This window comes from Micromonospora sp. NPDC048830 (assembly GCF_043198215.1).
GTDB lineage: Bacteria > Actinomycetota > Actinomycetes > Mycobacteriales > Micromonosporaceae > Micromonospora.
The window spans coordinates 36,578-57,289 of record NZ_JBICUP010000027.1 but is presented as its reverse complement, the minus strand read 5'-3'; the positions used below and the strand labels follow the sequence as shown (position 1 = coordinate 57,289).

The 20,712-nt window shown below is 70.9% G+C and carries 15 protein-coding genes; 5 read left to right on the top strand and 10 right to left on the bottom strand.

Features of this window, described 5'->3' with window-relative positions:
* Positions 1–7 precede the first annotated feature (7 nt).
* From ACGFIZ_RS22140 to ACGFIZ_RS22115, 6 genes are all read right to left on the bottom strand, one after another.
* A complete protein-coding gene (locus ACGFIZ_RS22140) occupies positions 8–1,681 on the bottom strand; it encodes an AMP-binding protein (RefSeq protein WP_393422010.1) in 1,674 nt (557 codons plus the stop codon).
* Between the two features lie 582 nt (positions 1,682–2,263).
* Positions 2,264–3,076 carry a GNAT family N-acetyltransferase gene (locus tag ACGFIZ_RS22135; protein ID WP_393422008.1) on the bottom strand — a complete coding sequence of 271 codons (813 nt, stop codon included), beginning with the start codon at positions 3,074–3,076 and terminating at the stop codon, positions 2,264–2,266.
* Positions 2,968–4,401, bottom strand: a complete 1,434-nt coding sequence (locus ACGFIZ_RS22130; RefSeq protein WP_393422006.1) for an MFS transporter — start codon at positions 4,399–4,401, stop codon at positions 2,968–2,970. The genes ACGFIZ_RS22135 and ACGFIZ_RS22130 overlap by 109 nt, the downstream gene beginning before the upstream one ends.
* 50 nt (positions 4,402–4,451) lie before the next feature.
* Entirely contained in the window at positions 4,452–4,586 is a 135-nt protein-coding gene (locus ACGFIZ_RS22125) for a hypothetical protein (protein ID WP_393422004.1), read from the bottom strand.
* A 422-nt stretch (positions 4,587–5,008) separates the two neighbouring features.
* Positions 5,009–5,974, bottom strand: a complete 966-nt coding sequence (locus tag ACGFIZ_RS22120; RefSeq protein ID WP_393422002.1) for a methyltransferase — start codon at positions 5,972–5,974, stop codon at positions 5,009–5,011.
* Positions 5,971–6,735, bottom strand: a complete 765-nt coding sequence (locus ACGFIZ_RS22115) for a PIG-L deacetylase family protein (protein WP_393422000.1) — start codon at positions 6,733–6,735, stop codon at positions 5,971–5,973. Before ACGFIZ_RS22115 ends, ACGFIZ_RS22120 begins: the two co-directional genes overlap by 4 nt.
* Before the next feature lie 390 nt (positions 6,736–7,125).
* On the opposite strand from ACGFIZ_RS22115, the gene rsmI reads away from it, so the two are divergent.
* The 3 genes from rsmI (at position 7,126) to ACGFIZ_RS22100 (ending at position 13,995) form a co-directional block, all read left to right on the top strand.
* The gene (rsmI, locus tag ACGFIZ_RS22110) at positions 7,126–8,088 is read left to right on the top strand and encodes a 16S rRNA (cytidine(1402)-2'-O)-methyltransferase (protein WP_393421998.1); all 963 of its coding nucleotides are present in this window, start codon (positions 7,126–7,128) and stop codon (positions 8,086–8,088) included.
* Between the two features lie 517 nt (positions 8,089–8,605).
* The gene (locus tag ACGFIZ_RS22105) at positions 8,606–10,558 is read left to right on the top strand and encodes a hypothetical protein (protein ID WP_393421996.1); all 1,953 of its coding nucleotides are present in this window, start codon (positions 8,606–8,608) and stop codon (positions 10,556–10,558) included.
* Positions 10,555–13,995: an MFS transporter gene (locus tag ACGFIZ_RS22100; protein ID WP_393421994.1), complete on the top strand. Its 3,441-nt coding sequence runs from the start codon at positions 10,555–10,557 to the stop codon at positions 13,993–13,995. Before ACGFIZ_RS22105 ends, ACGFIZ_RS22100 begins: the two co-directional genes overlap by 4 nt.
* A 99-nt stretch (positions 13,996–14,094) precedes the next feature.
* Here the strand turns inward: ACGFIZ_RS22100 and queD are convergent, their stop codons facing one another.
* From queD to ACGFIZ_RS22080, 4 genes are all read right to left on the bottom strand, one after another.
* Positions 14,095–14,451 (bottom strand): 6-carboxytetrahydropterin synthase QueD, encoded by a 357-nt coding sequence (gene queD, locus ACGFIZ_RS22095; RefSeq protein WP_393421992.1) that lies wholly within the window; start codon positions 14,449–14,451, stop codon positions 14,095–14,097.
* Complete coding sequence (gene queE, locus ACGFIZ_RS22090; RefSeq protein WP_393421990.1) at positions 14,451–15,098, bottom strand: 7-carboxy-7-deazaguanine synthase; 648 nt, start codon at positions 15,096–15,098, stop codon at positions 14,451–14,453. The genes queD and queE overlap by 1 nt, the downstream gene beginning before the upstream one ends.
* Positions 15,095–15,796, bottom strand: coding sequence for a 7-cyano-7-deazaguanine synthase QueC (gene queC / locus ACGFIZ_RS22085; protein ID WP_393421988.1), 702 nt, complete (start codon positions 15,794–15,796; stop codon positions 15,095–15,097). The genes queE and queC overlap by 4 nt, the downstream gene beginning before the upstream one ends.
* 174 nt (positions 15,797–15,970) lie before the next feature.
* Positions 15,971–17,320 (bottom strand): cation:proton antiporter, encoded by a 1,350-nt coding sequence (locus tag ACGFIZ_RS22080; protein WP_393421986.1) that lies wholly within the window; start codon positions 17,318–17,320, stop codon positions 15,971–15,973.
* A gap of 716 nt (positions 17,321–18,036) precedes the next feature.
* Between ACGFIZ_RS22080 and ACGFIZ_RS22075 the strand changes: the two genes are divergently transcribed.
* Positions 18,037–18,966: a zinc-binding dehydrogenase gene (locus ACGFIZ_RS22075; RefSeq protein ID WP_393421984.1), complete on the top strand. Its 930-nt coding sequence runs from the start codon at positions 18,037–18,039 to the stop codon at positions 18,964–18,966.
* A gap of 280 nt (positions 18,967–19,246) precedes the next feature.
* Complete coding sequence (locus tag ACGFIZ_RS22070; protein WP_393421982.1) at positions 19,247–20,650, top strand: MFS transporter; 1,404 nt, start codon at positions 19,247–19,249, stop codon at positions 20,648–20,650.
* Positions 20,651–20,712 lie beyond the last annotated feature (62 nt).

Genomic DNA, 20,712 nt, shown 5'->3' with positions numbered 1-20,712 from the left:
GGCGCCGCTAGGGTTCGTACCGCTGAAGCAACTGGGCGCGCTTGAGTTTGCCTATCCCTGTCTTGGGAACTTCGTCCCTGTCGACGTGTATGACGCGAACATGCCGTGTTCCGAACCGGTCGGAGACGTGCCTGCCCACCTCACGCTCGGCCAATTCGTGGTCGGTGCCGGGCCGCAGGTGCAGGAAGATCAACAATCCGGCCGAGTCCGCCGCGCCATCCGGGCACACGACGGTGTACGAGGGCTCGACGAAGGACATCTCCTCCACGACGGCTTCGATCTCGTGGCTGTGGTAGCTCACGCCTCCGACCTCGATGATGTCGTCGGCGCGCCCGGTCACCGTGAGCTCCCCGTCCCGGATGAAGGCCAGGTCGCCGCTCTTGAACCAGCCGTCGTCGGTGAAGGTCTGCCGGTTCTGCTCGGGATTGTTGTCGTAGCCGGCGGTGATCGCCGCCCCCCTCACCTGGAGCCTGCCGACCGTCCCCTCCGGCAGGATCGCGCCGCGCTCGTCGACGACCCTGAGCTCGACCCCCGGGTGCGGCCTGCCGAGCGAGACGAACCGGTCCTCGTCGCTGCTCGACTCCGGATCGAACACGCTCTCGACCACGCCGGCCGACGTCTCGGACATGCCCCAGCCGGGATGGATGGCGGTACCGGGAAGCCCGAACGGCGCGAGGAACGCGAGGAACCGGCGGGCGATCCTGGCCTTGACCGCCTCTCCGCCGTTCATGATGTAGCCCAGCTGGCTCAGGTCCCAGGACTGTCCGGCGAGGTCCTGGGCCCGGTCGTTGATCAGGCCGAAGGCGAAGTTCGGGGCCCAGGTGGAGTGGGACCGGTGCCTGCTCATGGCGGCGAGCCAGCGCAGTGGGTCGGCGATGACCCAACGGTGGTTGGCGTGGACCTGGTGACAGCCGAGCAGGACGTCCCGCACATGGAACATGGCCAGCCCGCCGACATGGTCGAGCGGCATCCAGTTGAAGGACCGGTTGGCGGTCGTCAGCCCCCGTACGCCCGTCGCCGCGACGGCGCGGCTGAGGATGTTGCGGTGGGTGAGCCGGACCGCCTTGGGCAGTCCGGTGCTGCCCGAGGTCAGTAGGAGCACCGCCACGTCGTCCGGATCGGCGCGGTGGAAGGCGGCCTGCCGCTCCGGCGCCGGCGCGCACCGGCGCAGTTCGGTCACCGAGCCCAGCAGTCGCTCCGCCCAGGCCCGCGACCAGGTCGCGTCCACCGGGGTGGTCGCCCCAGGGTCGTCACCGGTCACCACCCAGGCGCGCCGCCCCAGCACGCCCCAGACGCCGGCCAGCAGGTTCGCCGCGGACATCCCCGCCGCCGGCGGTGGGTCGGCGCTCACGGGGACCGGGACGAATCCCCCCAGGACGCAGGCCCAGAACGCGGCCAGCAGGCTTGGTGCGTGGTCGATCTGCACCAGGACGCGGTCGCCGGGAACCGGGCCGTCCTCGTGACCGCGGATCCCGGTGAGGATCAGCGACGCGTCCTGCAGGAGTTCGGCGTACGTCTGGCGCGACTCGCTCCCGTCCTCGGCGATGTAGGTGAGGTGCCCGCTCCCGGGCAGCCGCGCCGCGCGGACCAGCGCCTCCCCCAGGGTCGGCACGGTCAGTGCGGGTGGCGGACCGCCGTTGGCACTCGCCGGGGAGATGGTGTTATTCCGATGCTCCGTCATGGGTCAGCTTCCGGTTGGTGATCCAGTCGATCTGCTCGGGCCAGCGTGGCTACACGCACCGCAGGACGGTGGATTATATGTCCAATGTGGACTGTCGGGACGGGGCCCTCGGGCCGGCCCAGCCGAGCTTGGCTCATTGACGCCTGGGAAACAGCTCGGTCCTGCCATATGGGATTCCCGTCCATGGATATCAAGCACCCCGTCATGGTCAGCTTGACCGCCCCCTGAAGGTGCTATTGCCGGGCCCCTCCGCATTGACGACCCTGCTCGGCAACCTCCGCGCGTGCCCGTTCACGTCGGGCGGTGGGTGAATCCCTGCGCGGTAGCGGACAGAGGGGTCGAAATTGGTTCGGCCCCACTCAAATTCGCGAAATACGCATTGACCGAGTGCCTTGGACTGTCGGTCGGAGGGCCGGGCCTCCGAACCCCTCGGACGTGCCGCGTCATGGCCGTGACCAGCGGAAGCGAGTGCTCTGGTCGTCACGTCCACGGTCGGCTGTGATCTTCCCGAAATGTGGGACGCCGATGCCCGCGTGTCCGCTCCCCGCGGCCCGGCCCGGCCCGGCCCGGCCCGAGAGCCGTTCAGACCGGCAGCGTCCCGCCCGCCAGGTCGACCATCTCGGCGGGCAGTCCCTCCAGCAACTCCGCGGCGCGTAGCCCGTTGATTCCCGCGAAGTCGACGCCCTCGGTACGCGCTCCGAGCAGCAGCGTCCACAGCGGCCGCGGCCGCGCGCCGTGCAGGAGCTTGGTGTACAGCAGGCCCGTGCCGTGGTGCACCCGGCGGTGCGGACGCTCACGTCGGTACGCGAGCGGTTGGTGGTAGGCGAGCACCAAGTAGGTCGACGAGCCATCGGTGGCGGCGTAGTCGAATCCCGTCATGCGGAGGTACAGCTCGTCCGCGTGCAACAGGCCGAGCACGGCCCCGACGATCTCGCCCCGGTCGTCGGTGGCGACGAACAGCACGGCGTCGTCGCCGTACACGGCCGCGATGTGCCGCAGATGCTCGGCCATAGCCTGGGGCCGCGACGCCAGACCGTACTTGGCGGAGGTGTTGGTGACGAGCCGGGCGAAGACGTCGATGTGCTCGCGGAGCGGCTCGACACCGGCAGTCAGACCGGCCCGGACGAAGTCCCGCACCCGGCGGTTGAGGGCCTGCCGGCGCTTCCGCGGCAGGGTCGCGACGTACTCCTCGGGGCTGCCCGCCTCGCTCTCGTGCCAGCAGTCGAACGCCTGCAACAGGCGGGCGCCGGCCAGGTCCGCAGGCAACACCTGCGCGACGGCGTCGGTCAGATACGGCACCAGCAGGGGGCGGCCCTCGGCCGACGCCGTGCGCTGCGCCTGTCGTAGCAGGGCGGCGGCCGACGACGCCCGGGGCGCGGCGACGACCGTCGGCACGTCCGTGTGGTAGGCGCTGACCGGGCCGGCGAAACTCCAGGGCTGCTCCACCAGCGCAGCCGGCAGCCCGCGGAGCAGCTGGGCCGGAGCGTACCGGGAACTGGACGTCGGTGCGTCGAGGTGCACCGGCAGCAGCCCCAGCGGCGGCTGACCCGGTGACGCGCCGTCGACGTACTCCGCCCCGCCACCCTGGCGACGATGTACTGCCGGATCGGCCGCGCGGACAACAGCAGCGCGCTGACCGCCAGCGCGCCCACCGTGGCGCCCGCCATCGCCGGCCGCTCGCCGAGCCACCCGGCGGCAGCCGGTGCGAGCAGGTAGCCCAGCGGTGCCAGCCCGAAGGAGGCGAGGTAGTTCACCGACACCACCCGGGAGAGCACGGAACCCGGCACGTCACGCTGGATCGCGGTGGTCATCACGACGTTGTAGAAGCCGAGCGCGACACCGACCCCTACCTGGGCCATGACCAGCGCGGACAGCCCCAGGCCCAGCACCAGGACGACGGGCGGGAGACTGAGCAGGGCCACGCCGGCGCCGGCGAGCAGCATGGGCCGGTCGATGCGGCCCCAGCCGCCCAGGACGCTGCCGCCGATCTGCCCCACACCGAACGCCGCCAGCGCGAGCGGCCACGCCGTCGCACCGCTCATCCGCTCGGCCAGTTGCGGCCCGAGCACGAAGAACGGGCTCGTCACCAGGAGGAGCATCAGGCATGACGCGACGGTCTCGACGGCGAGCCAGCGCCGGCTGAGGAGCTCCCGCACCCCTTCGGTGATCATGGACCAGGTCCGCTTCGTCGAGGCGGGTCCGCGGCTGGCGGGCAGGCCGAACAGCAGGGCCGCGGAGAACAGGAAGGACAGCGCGTCCACGGCCAGCCCGACAACCGGGGACACGAACAGCACGAGCAGCGCGCCGACGGCCGGGCCGCCGACCGCCGTGAGGCCGGAGGCCGACCCGAGCAGGCCGTTGGCGCGGGCCAGCGCGCCCTGGCTGACGACAGCCGGCAGGTACGCCGAGGCGGCCGGCCGCAGGAACGCCGTGGCCACCCCGTACCCGGCCTGAGCCGCCACCACCGTCCACAGGGGCAGGTGCAGTGCGAAGCACACCACGGTGAGCGCCTGCGCCGCGCCAGCCAGCACCGAGGCGGCAGCCATGATCGTCCGCCGGTCGCGTACGTCGCCGAGCAGGCCCCCGAAGGCGAACATCGCAATCTTGGGAACCATCGCCGCGCTGAGGACCAGGCCGATACCGGAACTGGCCCAGCCCGCGTCGATGACGGCCAGTGCCAGAATCGCCGGCGTGACGTTGTCGCCGAGCAGGCTGATCATCTGACTCGCGAGAAATCGCCTGGCCTTCCCGGAGAGAGGCTCCCGCTCGGTCATCGGACGGCCGGGTGGCCCTCGAACGACAGCGACGTGCGCGCCAGCCCGCCGGGTCCGCGTCCGCCGGGGCTCCACTGCCCGACGCCGGTGGTGACCTGGTCGCCGACCTGCATGTCCGGCGGGTCGAGCACTTGTCGTTCGTGGTCACCCGCGACCTCCAGACAGCCGGCACGAGGGGGGGGTGAGGAAGTCGCGGGGCGCCGTCGCCTCCAGGGCCGTCCAAAGTGCAGGCGAGCCGCGATCTCACCGTGGATATCGCCGCGACTCGCAGTCTGTCAGTCGGTCACGTAACGGTCAACCTCGATCGATTCCATCGTCGGTGCCGTCGGGATCGGCAGCCACCCGTCTCGGACCGGCCGTTCCGATCCTCGATTCGGAACGGAAATGCCCGGCGCGGCGGACCGACCGCGGCGGGCCACAGCGTCGACGCAACGGCCGACGACGCGGTGGCGTCGGTTCGGCCGCTGATCGTTTCCGCGTCGCTGTGGCCCGCCCCGGTGGTCGGGCGCGGTGGTCGGGCGCGGTGGTCGGGCGCGATGGTCGGGCGCGGTGGTCAGGCGCGGAGCTGTCGTTCCGTCGCGCCGAGGAGGGCGTCCGGGTTCTCCTCGTACAGGTCGTGGTACGGCCAGTCGGTCTCGGTGAGCCCCACCGGGCCGGGCGCGATCACCAGCCAACCCCGCTTCCACTCCCCGCCGCTCTCCGTGGCGCGGCGCTGGGAGGTGAAGATGTGCACCCGCAGCCCGTTCTCGGTCAGGCCGAGCCAGTCGCCGAGCCGGTTGCGGAAGGGGTCGCCCGGGTAGTCGTTCATGGCGAGGTTGACCTCGACCACGCCCCCGGATTCCAGCTTCTTCGGCACGCCCCGGAAGAACGTCTCCAGGATCGGCTCGCCGGCCTCGAGCAGGTCGACGAACTCCGACCCCTCCTCGTTGGTGGGCGAGTTGAAGATGATCCGGTCGAAGGTGCCCTCGGCCGGCTCGAACATGTCGCCCTCGCGGAAGGTGACGTTGTCCAGGCCGTTGAGGGCGGCGTTGAGCTGGGAGAGCGCCACCGCGCGGGGGTTGACGTCCACGCCGAGCACCGTCTCGTACCGGTCGGCGAGCGCCAGCGAGATCACCCCGGAGCCGCAACCCATGTCCAGGGCGCGTTTCCCGCCCTGGCGCAGCATCAGCCGGATCAGCAGGTCCGCCTCCCAGAGCGGGTCGACGTACCAGCGGTGCTGGATCTCCTCCTCGACGTCCGGGTCGCTGAGTACCACCACGCCGTGCAGGTGGTGGCCGCGCAGCGGCGAGGTGAGGGACGTCCCCTCGTCGACGGCCATGCCGCTGTTGAGCAGCGCCCGTCGCCCGTCCGCCCCGATCTCTCCGGCCAGATCGTCCGCGTCGACCGGCGCGCCGGAGAGAAGATTGGCGAGGGGGGTCGCTTCCGTGCCGCCGACCACCTTCCGCATGGCGTCGCCGAGCTGCCGAAGTGCCGCCGAGTCGACGCGCTCCGGCTGAATGGTCGAGCCTCCGACGATCATGCGCTACTCCCGAGAGTCGGTTCCAGGCTGGGGGCGAGGACGGACGCCGGCCAGAAGACCTCTTGGCGCAACGGCCCTTCCCAGGCCATGAAATGAGGGTGGTCCACGGAGAGACCGGCCAACTGCGAGGCGTGACAGCGAAGCATAGCGATCTTCAACCGCATCGTGGAGTCGTCCAGACGGGTGATCCGTGGGCAATCCACGTCGACCAGGTGGGCCAGGGCGGCGAGCTGCGGTTCCCACCGGTCGGCGGGGGGCCGGTCCCGGTCCGCGGCGTCCCAGCCCGAGCCGAAGGCGTACGGGCAGTCGGCGTAGAAGAGCAGCTGGCAGCCCGTCCCCGCGGCGGCGGTCAGGACGGCGTCCCGGGTACCGACGTGGTCCGGATGGCTGCCGATGCCGACGGGGGCCCAGACCCGCACGTCGGGTCGGAGCAGCGGGGCCAGGGCCGCCGTGACCGCGGCGGTCGGGAAGGCCGTGCGGTACGGCGCGTCGGGGATGGGCAGGTGCACCACGTCGTGGCCGGCGAGCGCCGCCGCCGCGCGGTCCTCGGCGGCGCGACCGCTGGCCGCGGCGGGGCCGGATTCGAAGCCGCAGAGGCGGTCCCACTCGTCGTCGCCGGCCCCCGTCGGGGCGCCGCCGCAGACGGTCAGCAGAAGCGCCGACGGGCCCTTGCTGAGTGTCGACGCCACCGAGAGCGCGCCGTCGTCGAAATGGGGTGAGACGACGATGTCCGTCATCGTCAGGTGATCCTGCTCAGGCATTCAGCGCCCTTTCGAGCGATTATGGCGGAAGCGAGACGGGATCCGTTTGGAATGATCGTCGAGGGGCGCTATCGGTAATGGTTGGCTGGCTGCCGACGGAGTTGGATCTTAAGTTATGCAAAAATAGCGTGTCAAGGTATTCAATTGGTGACGGTCCGTAGCTAGAAAGGTTCCGCGCCCGGGGGTGGCGGCACCCGTTTTCTCCCGATCCCATCGGCTGATTTCCCTGGTCACAGGGGGCGGTTTCCCTGATCACGGGGGCGTCGGCCGCCGGACGTCGACGGAGCGGTTCCGGAACCTCGGCCCGCCGGATCGTGGACCCCGCCGGCTGGCGCGGGGGTCGTGCCGGCGGCTCCGATACAGTTGGCCCGACGACACGGAGGGCAACGGGTGGCAACGGCGGACGGAACGCGGCGGTCGGACGAACGCGGTCCCGGCACCCTCTACCTGGTGCCCACCCCCATCGGCAACCCCGGCGACATCACTCTCCGTGCCATCGATGTCCTGCGCGGGGTCGGTGTCGTGGCCTCGGAGGACACCCGGCACACCCGCCGGTTGCTCCAGTCGGTGGAGAGCGACGTCCGGCTGCTGAGCTACCACGACCACAACGAGGAGTCCCGCAGCCAGCAGTTGTTGCGGCTGCTCCAGGACGGCACGGACGTGGCGCTCGTCTCCGACGCCGGGACCCCGCTGGTGAACGACCCGGGCTACCGACTGGTGGCGGCGGCGGTCGAGGCCGGCGTGCCCGTCCGGCCGCTGCCGGGCGCGACCGCCTCGGTGACCGCGCTGATCGGTTCCGGGCTGCCGAACCACCAGTTCCACTATGTCGGGTTCCTGCCCCGCAAGGAGGCGGCGCGGCGCGCGGCCCTCACCGCCCTGCGGTCGACCCCGGCCACGCTGATCTTCTTCGAGGCGCCGCACCGGATCGTCGCGATGCTGACCGACCTCGGCGCGGTGCTCGGCGACCGGCCGGCGGCGCTGGCCCGGAACCTGACCAAGGACGACGAGGAGTACCTCCGCGGCCGGCTCGGCGAACTGGCCGCCCGCCTCGGCGCGGAGCCGGTCGTCCGGGGGCAGTTCACGGTGGTCGTCGCCGGCGCCCCGGAGGAGCACGCGGACGAGGACCGCGCCCTGGCCGCGCGCCTCACCGAGACGCTGCTGCGCCACGGCGCCGAGGCCCGGCTGGTCCGCGACGTGGTCCGGGAGGTGACCGGGCTGCCGCGGAACTGGGTCTACGAGCAGGTGCGCCTTGCGACCGAACGGCCAGGCTCGGCCACCCCCGCCGGTGGTCCGGCCTCCGACAGCCGTCCCGAATCCCACCGTCGCCGGGGCGCGGACACGGCCCGCGGGTAGGCGCTCTCCCGACCGGCATCCGGTGAGTCCGTGGCCCCCGAATGCCGCCATGCGCCGGTGAAATGCCAGCGCAGGGCTGGCCGCATCGGGAATAACTGACATGCCGGATGCGTCCGTGGAGCGCAGTCGGGGCAGATCGCCAAATCCGGACCGACCGGGTCGCCGAGGAGTCCCGCATGTGGACGCTCTCCGATCTCGCTGTTAAAGTCGGAGCCCGGTGTTGCCTCGAATGTTGGGTGGGATGCGATCGGCCGACAGCGATGCAACCGGCCAGCGGCGAACGAGCTGGCCGTTGACGTGCACGCGGACGAGGTCGACCACGCGATTCGTGCCTGGCCCACTGCGGAGCGTAGACCTACGGCAGTTGCTCAGGTCTCCGTGAATGCATCCGGACCTGATCAACGGCAATCTCCTTGACAGTTTCTCTATCATTGATGTAGCCGAATGACGGCTATTCGTGTCGCATTCGGCGATTCCTGCTTGGCTGTATCGGTCACCTTCAGGAGTTGAGGAAGCCATGAAGAACCTTCGATTAGCTCTGGTCGGGCGTCTGTCGGGCAGCGCCGCGCCGGATGCGCTCGACCAGGCGAAGCGATTCCGGAGGCGGGGACGTACCCGGATCGAGGCCGACTGGACCGGAATCCAGAATCCCGACTTCCTCGCCCTCGGGCTGGGAGCGACCAGCATGATGTCCATGCTGTGGTCGCTGGCGCATGGTCGCCAGTGCGTCGGCGTCGAGCTGCGCGGCGACCCCTCGCTCGGCGTGCACTGGAACATCCGTGAGGACTTCTGGCACCACCTGGGCCTGATCGACCAGCTCATGCTGGAGCGGTACGGCGAGGAGGGCATCCCCCGCAAGGGCGACGGCGGGCTCTTCAAGCTCCGCGAGGCCTTCTACAGCCCCGTCACCGAGCCCGGCGACGTGTACGCCGACGAGTGCATCGCCGGAGAGGCGGCCCATGTCTCGGGCCTCGTCCACCACACGGAGTTCATCGACGACCGGTACGTGGACGGCAAGCCGCAGCGGGTCATCACCGTCCTCAATCCGGCGAAGCCGCCGGACGAGCACGATCCGGCCAAGGTCGGCCGCGACATGGTGACCGTGCTCGACGGTCCGTCGACGTTCCAGGCCGGCGCCTCTGAGGTGCTGGTCATGCTGCGTCGCTACCTCGAGATGATCGAGGAGATGGACATCGCCCGCGGGGTCACCCCCCGGGTGCGGCTCTTCCTGTCGCACCGGGTCGCCGTCGGTGACGAGGGCGACGGCGACGGCTTCTTCAAGTGGATGCGTCAGGAGGACGGCTTCGTCAGCCTCCCCGACGGGCGCAAGCGCATCCTCATCGAGGAGGTTCAGGAGTTCGACTACCGGGGCCGGTACCGCCGGATCCGCAGGCCCGGCTCGCCCCTGATCGACCTGGGCGTCCCCGAGCTGTTCATGATCGCCCAGGGCTTCGACAGCAGCGACGCGGACCGACTCGGCTTCCGGCAGGAGGAGGTCGAGGTCGACCACCACGACGGCCGTGGTCCGGTGGTGGCCCAGGCGGACTACCTCGCCGGCTTCCTCGAGATGCAGGTCGGCGGCCGGCTGCGCCGCCGGATCGCCTCCGAGTTCGACAAGGAGGGCAACGAGTACTGGGTCCGCCAGATCGCGGTGGGCCACGAGGACGACCCCGAGGTGGGCTGGATCCTCGTCCAGGTGCCGGACTTCAAGACCTTCGACCCGATCCTGGCCGGGCTCGTCCCGCCGGGCACGCCGAAGCGCTCGAAGGAGTACCTCAACGCGTACCAGCAGTTGCTGCGGGAGTACTACCTGGAGCAGGTCTCGCTGATCACCGAGGTGCCCGTGTCGGAGCTCGAGAAGATCCAGAGCCCGTACGGCCCGAAGCTGTTCAGCCTGATCGAGAAGTGCGGCGCGGACGCCCTGGTCGCCGCGAACGGAGTGGTCGCCGGGGACTCCTTCGGCAACGGCCACTTCATGACCAGCGGTGGCGCGGTCACCGGCATGGTGGGGCACGCCTCCCGCGTGCACCGGTACTGGGAGGCCCGCGACGAGGGGGCCAGCCCGCAGCAGGCGATCCGCGAGCTGGCCGACCAGATCAAGGTGGACACCCTCGGCTGGCTCCAGGTCAGCGCCCAGGAGTTCAGCCAGGCCGTGCCCATCAACTTCGGTGAGGAGCGGATCAGGGCGATCGAGGAGCAGACCGGGCGTAGCTCGGGCGAGCGGGCCACCACGATCGACGCGACGCGCCGGCACCGGCACTCGCTCGTTCCGCTGGACCACTCGGACTGGCGGCGGCTCTCGGTGCGCAGCGGGCGGCTGCACACCGTCGACCTGCCACCGATCCTCGATAATCATCCGGCCGAGCGGCGGATGATGTGCGCCGCCGCTGACGGGGACATGTCCATGGCTGCCGAGGGTTCCGCGCAGATGCGGGAGCCCGTCGCCGCCGGGGCGGGTTCGGCGTCGTGACCGCAGTCAACACCCCCCGAGGCGACTCCTACGGCGCCTCGGGGGAGACGGTCGTCCTGCGCGACACCGTGCAGCCGTTGCGGAGCCTGCGGGAGCGTCAGCTCGCGCTGGTCGTGCTCTGCGTGGGGATCCTGATCTCCGTGATCGACGGCTCCGCGGTGTACGTCGCCCTGCCGTCCATCCAGGATGGCCTGGGGTTCTCCCAGGCCAACCTGGCCTGGGTGGTGAACGCCTATCTCATTCCCTTCGGCGGGTTGCTGCTCCTCGCCGGCCGGCTGGGCGACCTGATCGGCACCAAGCGGGTCTTCCTCACCGGGCTCACCGTCTTCACCGTCGCCTCGATGGTCTGCGGCCTGGCGACCGAGCAGGCGGTGCTCGTCGGTGCCCGGTTCGTGCAGGGCGTCGGCGGTGCGCTGGCCACCGCGGTCGTGCTCAGCATGATCGTGAACATGTTCCCGAAGCCCCGGGAGCAGGCGCGCGCGCTCGGCTTCTACGCCTTCGTGGCGTCCTCGGGGGCCGCGCTCGGCCAGCTCGCCGGCGCGGCGCTCACCGCCTCGCTGAGCTGGAACTGGATCTTCTTCGTCAACGCCCCGATCGGGCTGGTCACCATCCTGATGGGCGCCCGGCTGCTGGACAACGTCCGGGACGCCAAGGCCGGCAAGGGGATCGACTGGGTCGGCGCGGTGGCCCTGGTCGGCTCGCTGATGCTGACGGTCTACACCATCGTGCAGGCCGACGCCGACGCGGGCCGCACGGCTCTCCTCGGCGGCGGGGCGCTGCTGCTGATGGTCGGATTCGTCCTGTGGCAGCGGCGCACCCGCAACCCGCTGGTGCCGGCGAGCGTGCTCCGGGCCCGGAACGTCGCCTGGTCCAACGTCGTCATCGCACTGATGATCGCCGGCCCGACCGCGATGTTCTTCCTCTGCGCGCTCTACCTGCAGAACGTCCTCGGCTTCACGGTCTACGAGCTGGGCTTCGCGTTCGTGCCGACCGCGGTCGCCATCGGTGTCGCCTCGCTGAAGGTCGCTCCGCGGTTGATCCGGAAGAACGACGCCAAGGTGCTGCTCATCCCGGCGATGGTGCTGATGGCGATCGGCCTGCTGCTGCTCGCCCGGATCCCGGCCGACGGCAGGTACCTGGTCGACGTGCTGCCCGCCATCCTGCTCATCGGTATCGGCTCCGGTCTGGCGACGCCGCCGGCGCTGCGGATCGCGCTGGCCGACGCCACCCTCGAGGACAGCGGGATCCGCTCCGGTCTGCTGAACACCACCCAGCAGATCGGCTCGGCGCTCGGGCTGGCGGTGCTGGCCCCGGTGGCGGCGAACGTCACCGAGGCGGCGCTGGCCCGGGGCGACGCGACCGCGGCGGCCCTCACCGGGGGCTTCCGGGTGGCGTTCCTGGTGGGCTTCGGCACGATGGTGGCCGCCATCGTGCTCGCCATCTTCGCCGTGCAGAGCGAGGTGCCGAAGACGGCACCCCAGACGCTCGACGAGGTCGCCTCGGCGTCGGGTCTCCGGAAGGTCGACCCGGCCGGCGTGGCGGACCCGGACTTCCTCGCCGTGGGTCTGGGCGGGGCGAACATGATGGCGATGCTGTGGTCGATCGCCATGGGCCGGCGGACGGTCGGCGTCGAGCTGCGGGGCGACCCCTACCTCACGCTGACCCAGTGGAAGGTCAGCGCGGACATCTACCACCATCTGGCGGTCATCGACCGGCTGATGATGGAGCGGTACGGCGACGAGGGGATTCCCCGGACCTTCACGGGCGAGCGGTTCGTCCTGCACGAGCTCTTCTACCGGGAGGATCCCGAGGACGGCGCGGAGGCCCGGGCGGACGAGATCCTCTTCGGCTGGGTGGACGCCTGCCTGGGCGGCCACGTCCGGAGCGCGGAGTTCGTCGACGACCGGTGGGTGGACGGCAAGCCGCACCGGACGACCAGCCAGATCCATCCCCCGGCCCCGGCGATGGAGCACGGACCGGAGACCGTCGGGCGCAGCATCGACGACGTTCTCGGCGAGCCGCTGGCCTTCCAGTGCAACGCCGAGGATCTGCTGATCATGCTTCGGCGGTACCTGGAGGCGATCGAGCGGATGGACCTCGCCGCCGGTCGGGAGCCGCGGTGCCGGATCTTCACGTACCACCGGGTGGCGCAGCCGAGCCGGTCGGCCGGCTGGCAGCGCTGGCTGGGTCGGGGCAACAAGGCGGAGGAAGGCTTCGTCCGGGGCCCGGACGGCCGGCTGCGGGTTCGGATCGAGGCGATCCGGGAACTCGACGTGAAGGGCACCTACCGGCGGGTCCGGGTACGGGGCAGCGAGTTGGTCGACCTGGGCACGCCCGGGCTGATCATGGTCGCGGAGGGCGCGGACAGCGACGACGCCAAGCGGCTCGGCTTCACGCAGGATCTGGTGAAGATCGACCACCAGGACGGTCGCGGCCCGATCGTGGCGCAGGCGGACTACGTCGTCGGGCTGATCGCCGTCTACGTCGGCGCCAGCTCGCGGCAGCGGATCGCCTCCGACTTCGACAAGCAGGGCAACGAGTACTGGGTTCGGCAGATCACCCTCGGTCACGACGGATTCACCGAGAGTGGCTGGACGATCCTGGAGGTGCCGGACTACCGGACCTTCGACCCGGTCCAGGCGGGCATGCTGCCCGCGGGCACCAGCCCCGATTCGGTCGAGTACTTCGGCGCGCACCGGTACCTGGTCCGGGACTACTTCCTCGACCAGGTTGCGCTGCTCACCGAGATCCCGCGCCGGGAGCTCGCCCGTACCCTCATCCTCGCCACCCCCAAGCTGGTCAGCACCGTGGAGCGGATCGGCAGGGACGCGCTGGTCGCGGCGAACTGCGTGGTCGCCGGCGACTCGTTCGGCACCGGTAGCTTCCTCAACAGCGGGGGCTCCATCACCGGCATGGTCGGGCACGCCGCCCGGGTGTACCGGTACTGGCAGGCACGCGAGGAGGGGGTCAGCCACGAGGAGGCGGTCCGGCAGCTCGCGGACGGCATCCGGGAGGACACCCAGGCCTGGCAGCGCGTGAGCGAGGCGGACTTCGCCCAGCCCGGGCACGCGAAGGCGGGCACCGACCCGCAGGACGGCAAGCGGCTCGACCCGGTGGCCCGGGAGAAGGTCCTGGAGGCGACGCGGCAGCACCGCCGGATCGTGGCCAGGACCAGCAACAGGCTGGACGACTTCGGCCGGCTGAACGTCGTCCCGGGGCGGCTGCAGCTCGTCGGTCTGCAGCCGCTGAAGCCCACGCCACCCGAGCTGCGGACGGAGGAGATGGACGGCCCTGTTCATCTGTGGCCGGCCATCGCCGGGAAGGCGATGGTGGGCGGAGCCGTTCCGCCGATGCCGGAGGCGTTCATGGAGTCGATGGCGGACTCGGACGCGTCGATGGCGGACGAGGAGCACGCCCCCAGCGGAACGCGGATGTAACCGAGAGAGTGGAGGGGCCGTGCCAGGCTGGCACGGCCCCTCTTCGTATGCGCTCCCCGCTGCCCCGGAGGGCTGGCCGTCCTTGCTGCCCCCGGAAAGTCAGCCCTCGCCGCGGTACACGCAGCCGGAGGTGCAGGTCTCCCGCACCGCCACCGCGGACAGCGGCAGCGAGTCGGCGAGTCGGTCCCAGATCCAGCGGGCCAGCACCTCGCTGGTCGGGTTCTCCAGCCCCGGCACGTCGTTGAGGTAGTAGTGGTCCAGGCTGTCGCGGATCGGCTCGACCGCCTTCTTGAGGTCGCCGAAGTCCATCACCCAGCCGGAGTGCGGGTCGACGTCGCCGCTGACGTGCACCGTCACCCGGTACGAGTGGCCGTGCAGCCGGGCGCACTTGTGCCCCTCGGGCACGTTCGGCAGCCGGTGCGCGGCCTCGAAGGTGAACTCCCGGAAGATCTCCATCAGGCGATTCCTATGTACTTGTGGGTCTGCAGGCTCAACCGCCACTGCGGGTGCTCCAGGCAGTACCGCACCGCTGCTTCGGTGTTGGCGACCCGGTCGGGGCCGTCCATGGGCTGGAGCATGAAGTGCGCGAAGTCGAGGCCCTCGAAGCGGGCCGGCTCGGCGCCCGGCTGCGGGTAGACGAGCTTCAGGTCGTCGCCCCGGGTGAGCACCAGCTCCGCGCCGGCCTTCGGGCTGACGCAGATCCAGTCGAGGCCGGGCGGCGCCGGGCGGGTGCCGTTGGTCTCCACCGCGACCTCGAAACCCACGTCGTGCAGGGCCCGGACGGCCGCCTCGTCGAGTTGCAGCAGCGGCTCGCCGCCGGTGCACACCACGTACGGGCGGCTGCGCGGGTGGTCCTCGCCCCGCCAGGCGGCGGCGACCGCGGCGGCCAGTTCGGCGGCCGTGGCGAAGCGGCCCCCACCCGGGCCGTCGGTGCCGACGAAGTCGGTGTCGCAGAACTGGCAGATCGCCCGGTGTCGCTCCTCCTCCCGCCCGGTCCAGAGGTTGCAGCTCGTGAAGCGGCAGAACACGGCCGGCCGCCCGGCGTGGCTGCCCTCGCCCTGGAGGGTGTAGAAGATCTCCTTGACCCGGTACACCGGCGTCACCCGCCGGGGGACAGGGCGGGGTCGGTCAGCCCGAGTTCGGCGAAGCCGCGCCCCCGCAGCAGGCACGAGTCGCAGGTGCTGCAGGCACGGCCGTCGACCGGGTCGTAGCAGCTGTGCGTCCAGGCGTAGTCGACGCCCAGTTCCAGCCCCCGACGGATGGTCTCGGCCTTGGTGAGCTGGATCAGCGGGGTGTGGATACGCAGCCGCTGCCGCCCCTCGACGCCGGCCTTGGTGGCGAGGTTCGCCATCGCCTCGTACGCGGCGATGTACTCGGGGCGGCAGTCCGGGTAGCCGCTGTAGTCGAGCGCGCTCACCCCGATGAAGATGTCGGAGGCGTCGAGGGTCTCCGCCCAGGCCAGGGCGAACGACAGGAAGATGGTGTTGCGGGCCGGCACATAGGTGATCGGGATGTCGCCGCCCAACTCGTCGGCGCTGGCGTGGTGCGGCACGGCGAGCGAGTCGTCGGTCAGTGCCGACCCCCCGAAGACCCGCAGGTCGATGTCGGCGACGACGTGCCGGGTCGCGCCGAGCGCCTTGGCGACCCGGGCGGCGGCCTCCAGTTCGACGGTGTGCCGCTGGCCGTAGCGGAAGCTCAGCGCGTGGGCCTCGTACCCCTCGTGCACCGCCATGGCGAGCACCGTTGCGGAGTCCAGCCCGCCGCTGAGCAGCACCACAGCCTTGCGCGTCTCCGTCGGCATGCGCCAACCACCACCCTTCACCTCGCCGTCACGCCGTCGTGCCGGCGGTTAAGCCTACTCAGGTTTCGGGTGGGAACCCGTCGAGGGCGACGGGGCTGCGGTGGGCGACACACCGAGGTCGCACGGGTGCCGAGGGCGGCGGTGGCCCACGCCACCGCCGCCCTCGGTCGCGGGTCAGGACTTGCCGGCCTTGACCGGTTCGTCCGCCGGCTCCGGCCGGGCGGCCGCGGCCGGGGCCGACGGCCTCGTGCCCACCGGAATGGTGAACAGGTTCCCCGGGACCCGGGGCAGGCCCTTGGGCAGGAGCGGCATCGCCATGGCGGTGGTGAAGAGGGCCATCAGCACCATCATGGTGAACATCTGGCCGTCCAGTACGCCGAGGGTGACGCCGATGTTGAGGATCACCAGCTCGGTCAGCCCGCGGGTGTTCATCAGCAGCCCGACGGAGTACGAGTCGCGCCAGCTCATGCCGGACAGCTTGGCCGGGGCGGCGGCCCCGATCAGCTTTCCGAGGCAGGCGGCGGCCATGATGAGGGCCAGTTCGCCCAGGCCGGTCCAGCCAAGCGCGCCGACGTCGACGGAGAGCCCGGTGACGATGAAGAAGATCGGCAGCAGCAGGCGGGTGCCGCTCTCCATCGGCGCGTGCAGCGTCGAGGCGAGCAGTGCCCGCGGCTCCCGGGGCATCACCAGGCCGAAGGCAAACGCCCCGAAGATCGCGTGCACCCCGATCCAGGATGTGGTGTAGGCGGACAGGAAGGCGCCGGCGGCGATCAGCGGCACGAGGTAGGGCGAGGCCTTGCCGCCCCGGGTCAGCCGGCCGATGAGCCGGTGCAGCAGCGGCCGCACCAGGAACATCATGACCAGGACGTAGAGCAGGAAGAGCCCCAGGACGGTCACCAGCGTGGCGACGCCGCCGCTGGCCGTGAAGCCGACGACAATGACCGCGAGCAGGGTCCAGGCCATCACGTCGTCCAGCGCGGCGGAGGCCAGGGTGAGAGCCCCGATCCGGGTGGCGGCCAGGCCGGTCTCGCTGAGGAGTCGGGCCAGCACGGGGAACGCGGTGATCGACATGGCGATGCCGAGGTAGACGGCGAAGTACCAGAAGGAAATGTGCTTCCCGTTGACCACGTCGTGTCGGTCGTGAAGGAGGGTGGCCGCGCCGATACCGAGCGCGAAGGAGAGGCCGATCGCCGAGAGCGAGACCGAGGCGATCGCTCCGGACCTGCGCTTGAGCAGTTGGCCGTTGAACTCCCACCCGACGAGGAACATGAAGAGCAGCAGCCCCACCTGGGAAATCATCGAGAGGTGGGAGCGGAGCTCGGCCGGGAACAGGAAGCCGCTGACGTCCCCGGGCAGCAGGCCGAGGACGCTCGGGCCGAGGACGATGCCGGCGGTGATCTCGCCGATCACCGGCGGCTGCTTCAGCCGGCGGGACAGCATGACGAGCAGTGCGCCGACGATCAGCACGATGGCGATGTCGGCGACGACGATGGCGACCTTGAGGTCGGAGTGTACGACGTCCATCTGGGTTTCCTCGGCTCTCTCGGTACGGATACCGGTTGAGGCCGGAAGTCGGCGCCCCGCCAGGTGCGAGGCACCGTCACGCCCGGCGGGGCGGGACGGTAGAGCGGCCCTGGTGGTGAGCGGTGCGAAGGCCGGGGACGGCCGGAGCACCGCAGCCAGGGCACGGCATGGGTGAATGGAAGGGAGTGTCGCAGATCCCGGGTACGCCGACCAGCCACCGGTCGCAACGGATCGCCCTGGCTGGTGCCCAGCCCCACTCCGACCCGCAGATGTGGACCATCAACAGGTGGACGAAGCGTGATATCGAGACGAGCGGAGCGCGGGTACGACGCGACAGTGGCAGTGAAGAACAGCGTTTATGAGACGCGGCACGACGACTGTCTCGTGATGTCTACCGCCACACCCCCCGACGTGCCACGCGGGCTGCTGGCACCTCAGCACGGGCCAGGCCGGAATGCCGGAGTGTGCACCGAAATATGGGCGTCAATTCTCCACAGACCGCGAATCTTTTTCGGGACGTTAGTCGACTATGGAAGCCGCGTCAAGGTGCAACTTCGACCGGAGAACATATTGAGCACCGATGGGTCGGGCTCTATCGTGTCCGGAGGACATCTCACACGCGCGTTGGGGGACGAATGCGGGCGCTACAGTTCCACGGGGGACACAAGGCTCAAATCATCGACGCGCCACGTCCGTCGGCACCGCCCGGATGGGCCGTGGTCAAGGTGCACTACTGCTGCCTCTGCGGCAGTGACCTCTGGCTCTACAAGGGCAAGTGGCACGGCAACCGGTACCCGATCGTGCCGGGCCACGAGTGGTCGGGCGTCGTGGAGTCCGCCCCGGAGGGGTACGAGTCCTGGGTCGGGCGTCCGGTGGCCGGCGACCTGATCGTCGGATGCCAGACCTGCGGCCCCTGCAGGGACGGCCTTCCGGTGATGTGCGAGAACCTGATCGAGATCGGCTTCACGGTGGACGGCGGCTGCGCCGCCTACGTGGCCGTGCCGATGACCAACCTCTACCAGCTGCCCGAGGGGCTGGACCTCGCGGCGGCGAGCCAGACCGAGCCGCTCGCGGTGGCGCTGCACGCGGTGGAGCGGATCAACCTCCGCCCGGCGGAGCGGGTCGCCGTGCTCGGGGCCGGCGGCATCGGCCAGCTCATCCTCCAGTCGGCCCAGGTGACCGGCGCGACAGTCACGCTCGCCACCGACCTGGTTGCCGAGCGCCGCAAGGTCGCGGAGGAGAGCGGCGCCAAGGTCGCGGTGCACCCCTCCGAACTGCCGGAGCTGACCTCGTACGCGGACAAGGTGGACGTGGTGTTCGAGGCGTCCGGCGACCCGGAGTCGGTGGTCCGGGCGCTCGACCTGGTCCGTCCCGGCGGGCGGGTCTGCCTGGTCGGCTACCAGGTCGGCGCGCAGCACCCGCTGGAGACCGCCCGCCTGCCGCTGGGGTACGCCAGCCTGGTCGGCGTGATGGGCCCGGGCGGCAAGTACCGGGAGGCGGTCGACCTGCTCGCGAGCGGCGCGATCGACACCCGGCCGATCCTCACGGACATCGTCAGGCTGGACGACTACGAGCCGGCCATCGACCGGGCCATCAACCGCACCGACGGCACGATCCGGGTGGTTCTCGACCTGCGGGAGGAGTGACCACCGACCGGCCGTGGCGCCGCCCGCAGGCGGTGGCGTGACGGCCGGAACGGGGCTGACGCCGTCGACGCCGGCCCGGTGGCCAATATCCGCAGAGCGTTTTTCCGCCGGTCGGACAGCGATTACCTGTCCGCCCGGCGGGCGGCGGTTGCGGGGGCAATATCTGCCCGTGACACTCGCTGACAGTGGACGGACGGGCCGTTTTCGGTCTCCAGACGGACACGCCGAATTGCATACATTGGCGGAATCGGATTCCGAGCGATATGAATGAGGCTGTCTTATGTCTGACACGGCCGAACAGGTGACCGGAGCGGAGCGTCAGCAGGCCGGGGGGTCGGGCCCCAACCGGCCCGGGCTGGCGCTGACCCTTCTGGCCGCCTGCGCCCTGATACTCGTCCTCGACACGACGGTCGTCTACGTCGCGCTCCCGCAGATCCAGGACGACCTGGGGATGGGCGCCGACCTGGTCTGGGTCGTCAACGCGTACGCCCTCGCCTTCGGTGGCTTCATGCTGCTCGGCGGCCGGGCGGGCGACATCGTCGGCCAGCGGCGGGTGCTGCTCGTCGGGCTGGCGGTCTTCGGCGTCGCGTCCCTGGTCTGCGGTGTCGCCAACGGCGGCGAGATGCTGATCGCCGCCCGTGCCGCCCAGGGCCTCGGCGCCGCGCTGGCGGCACCGACGTCGCTCTCGCTGATCGCGACGAACTTCGCCGACGGTCCGGCCCGGGCCAAGGCGATCGGCGTCTACACCGGCGTCGCCGCGGCCGGCGGCACCCTCGGCCTGATCCTCGGTGGCGTGCTCAGCGACGCCGCCTCCTGGCCCTGGGTCTTCTTCATCAACGTGCCGGTGGTCGCCCTGGTCCTCCTGCTCGCCCCGCGCGCGCTCAAGGAAAGCCAGCCGCAGCGCGGTTCCCTCGACGTGGTCGGCGGGATCACCGCCACCGGCGCGATGGTCGCCCTGGTGTACGCCCTGGTCCGCACCTCCACCGCCGGCTGGGGCGACCCGATCGTCCTGGCCTGCTTCGTCGCGGCGGCGGTCCTCTTCACCGTCCTGGTGCTGGTCGAGCGGCGCGCCCCGCAGCCGCTGCTGCCGCTGCGGCTCTTCACTGACCGCGCCCGCGCCAGCGGGTTCGTCACCCTGCTCTTCTTCCCGGCGGCCTTCGCCGGCATGTTCTTCTTCCTCACCCAGTACCTCCAGGGGGTGTGGAGCTACTCCGCGCTGCGGACCGGCTTCGCCTTCTTCCCGACGGCTGTCCTGGTCCTGGTCGCCGCGATCCTGACCGGGCAGCTGGTGCCCCGCCTGGGGGCGAGCGTGGTGGCCGCGATCGGCGGGGCGCTCACGGCCGTCGCGATGATCTGGCTCGCCCAGTTCTCCACCGACGGCAGCTACGCCACCTCGCTGCTCGGCCCGCTGCTGCTCGGCGGCGTCGGCGCCGGGCTGGTCTTCGCCTCGGGCACCGCGGCGATCATGTCGAACGTGGCCCCGGAGGTGACCGGAGCGGCCTCCAGCGTGCTCCAGGCCGTGCAGCAGGTCGGGCCGGCGCTGGGCCTCGCCGTCCTCGTCACCGCCGCGGGCGCGCCCGCCGACCCGGTGGAGGGCATGCGTCGGGCGTTCTGGGTGGCCGCCCTCATCGCCGTGCTGGCGGCCGTGCTCGCCCTGGTCGGCCGGCAGCGGCGGGCCGCCTGACGCGCTGACGTGGGTCGCGCCCTTCGGGCCGGCCACCCGTACCGACCCTGCACCGTCCGATG

Coding starts and splice junctions, on each gene's coding strand:
- ACGFIZ_RS22140 (WP_393422010.1), bottom strand. CDS start 1,681: ATGACGGAGCATCGGAATAACACCATCTCCCCGGCGAGTGCCAACGGC.
- ACGFIZ_RS22130 (WP_393422006.1), bottom strand. CDS start 4,401: ATGATCAGCCTGCTCGGCGACAACGTCACGCCGGCGATTCTGGCACTG.
- ACGFIZ_RS22120 (WP_393422002.1), bottom strand. CDS start 5,974: ATGATCGTCGGAGGCTCGACCATTCAGCCGGAGCGCGTCGACTCGGCG.
- ACGFIZ_RS22115 (WP_393422000.1), bottom strand. CDS start 6,735: ATGCCTGAGCAGGATCACCTGACGATGACGGACATCGTCGTCTCACCC.
- ACGFIZ_RS22105 (WP_393421996.1), top strand. CDS start 8,606: ATGAAGAACCTTCGATTAGCTCTGGTCGGGCGTCTGTCGGGCAGCGCC.
- queD (WP_393421992.1), bottom strand. CDS start 14,451: ATGGAGATCTTCCGGGAGTTCACCTTCGAGGCCGCGCACCGGCTGCCG.
- queC (WP_393421988.1), bottom strand. CDS start 15,796: ATGCCGACGGAGACGCGCAAGGCTGTGGTGCTGCTCAGCGGCGGGCTG.
- ACGFIZ_RS22080 (WP_393421986.1), bottom strand. CDS start 17,320: ATGGACGTCGTACACTCCGACCTCAAGGTCGCCATCGTCGTCGCCGAC.
- ACGFIZ_RS22070 (WP_393421982.1), top strand. CDS start 19,247: ATGTCTGACACGGCCGAACAGGTGACCGGAGCGGAGCGTCAGCAGGCC.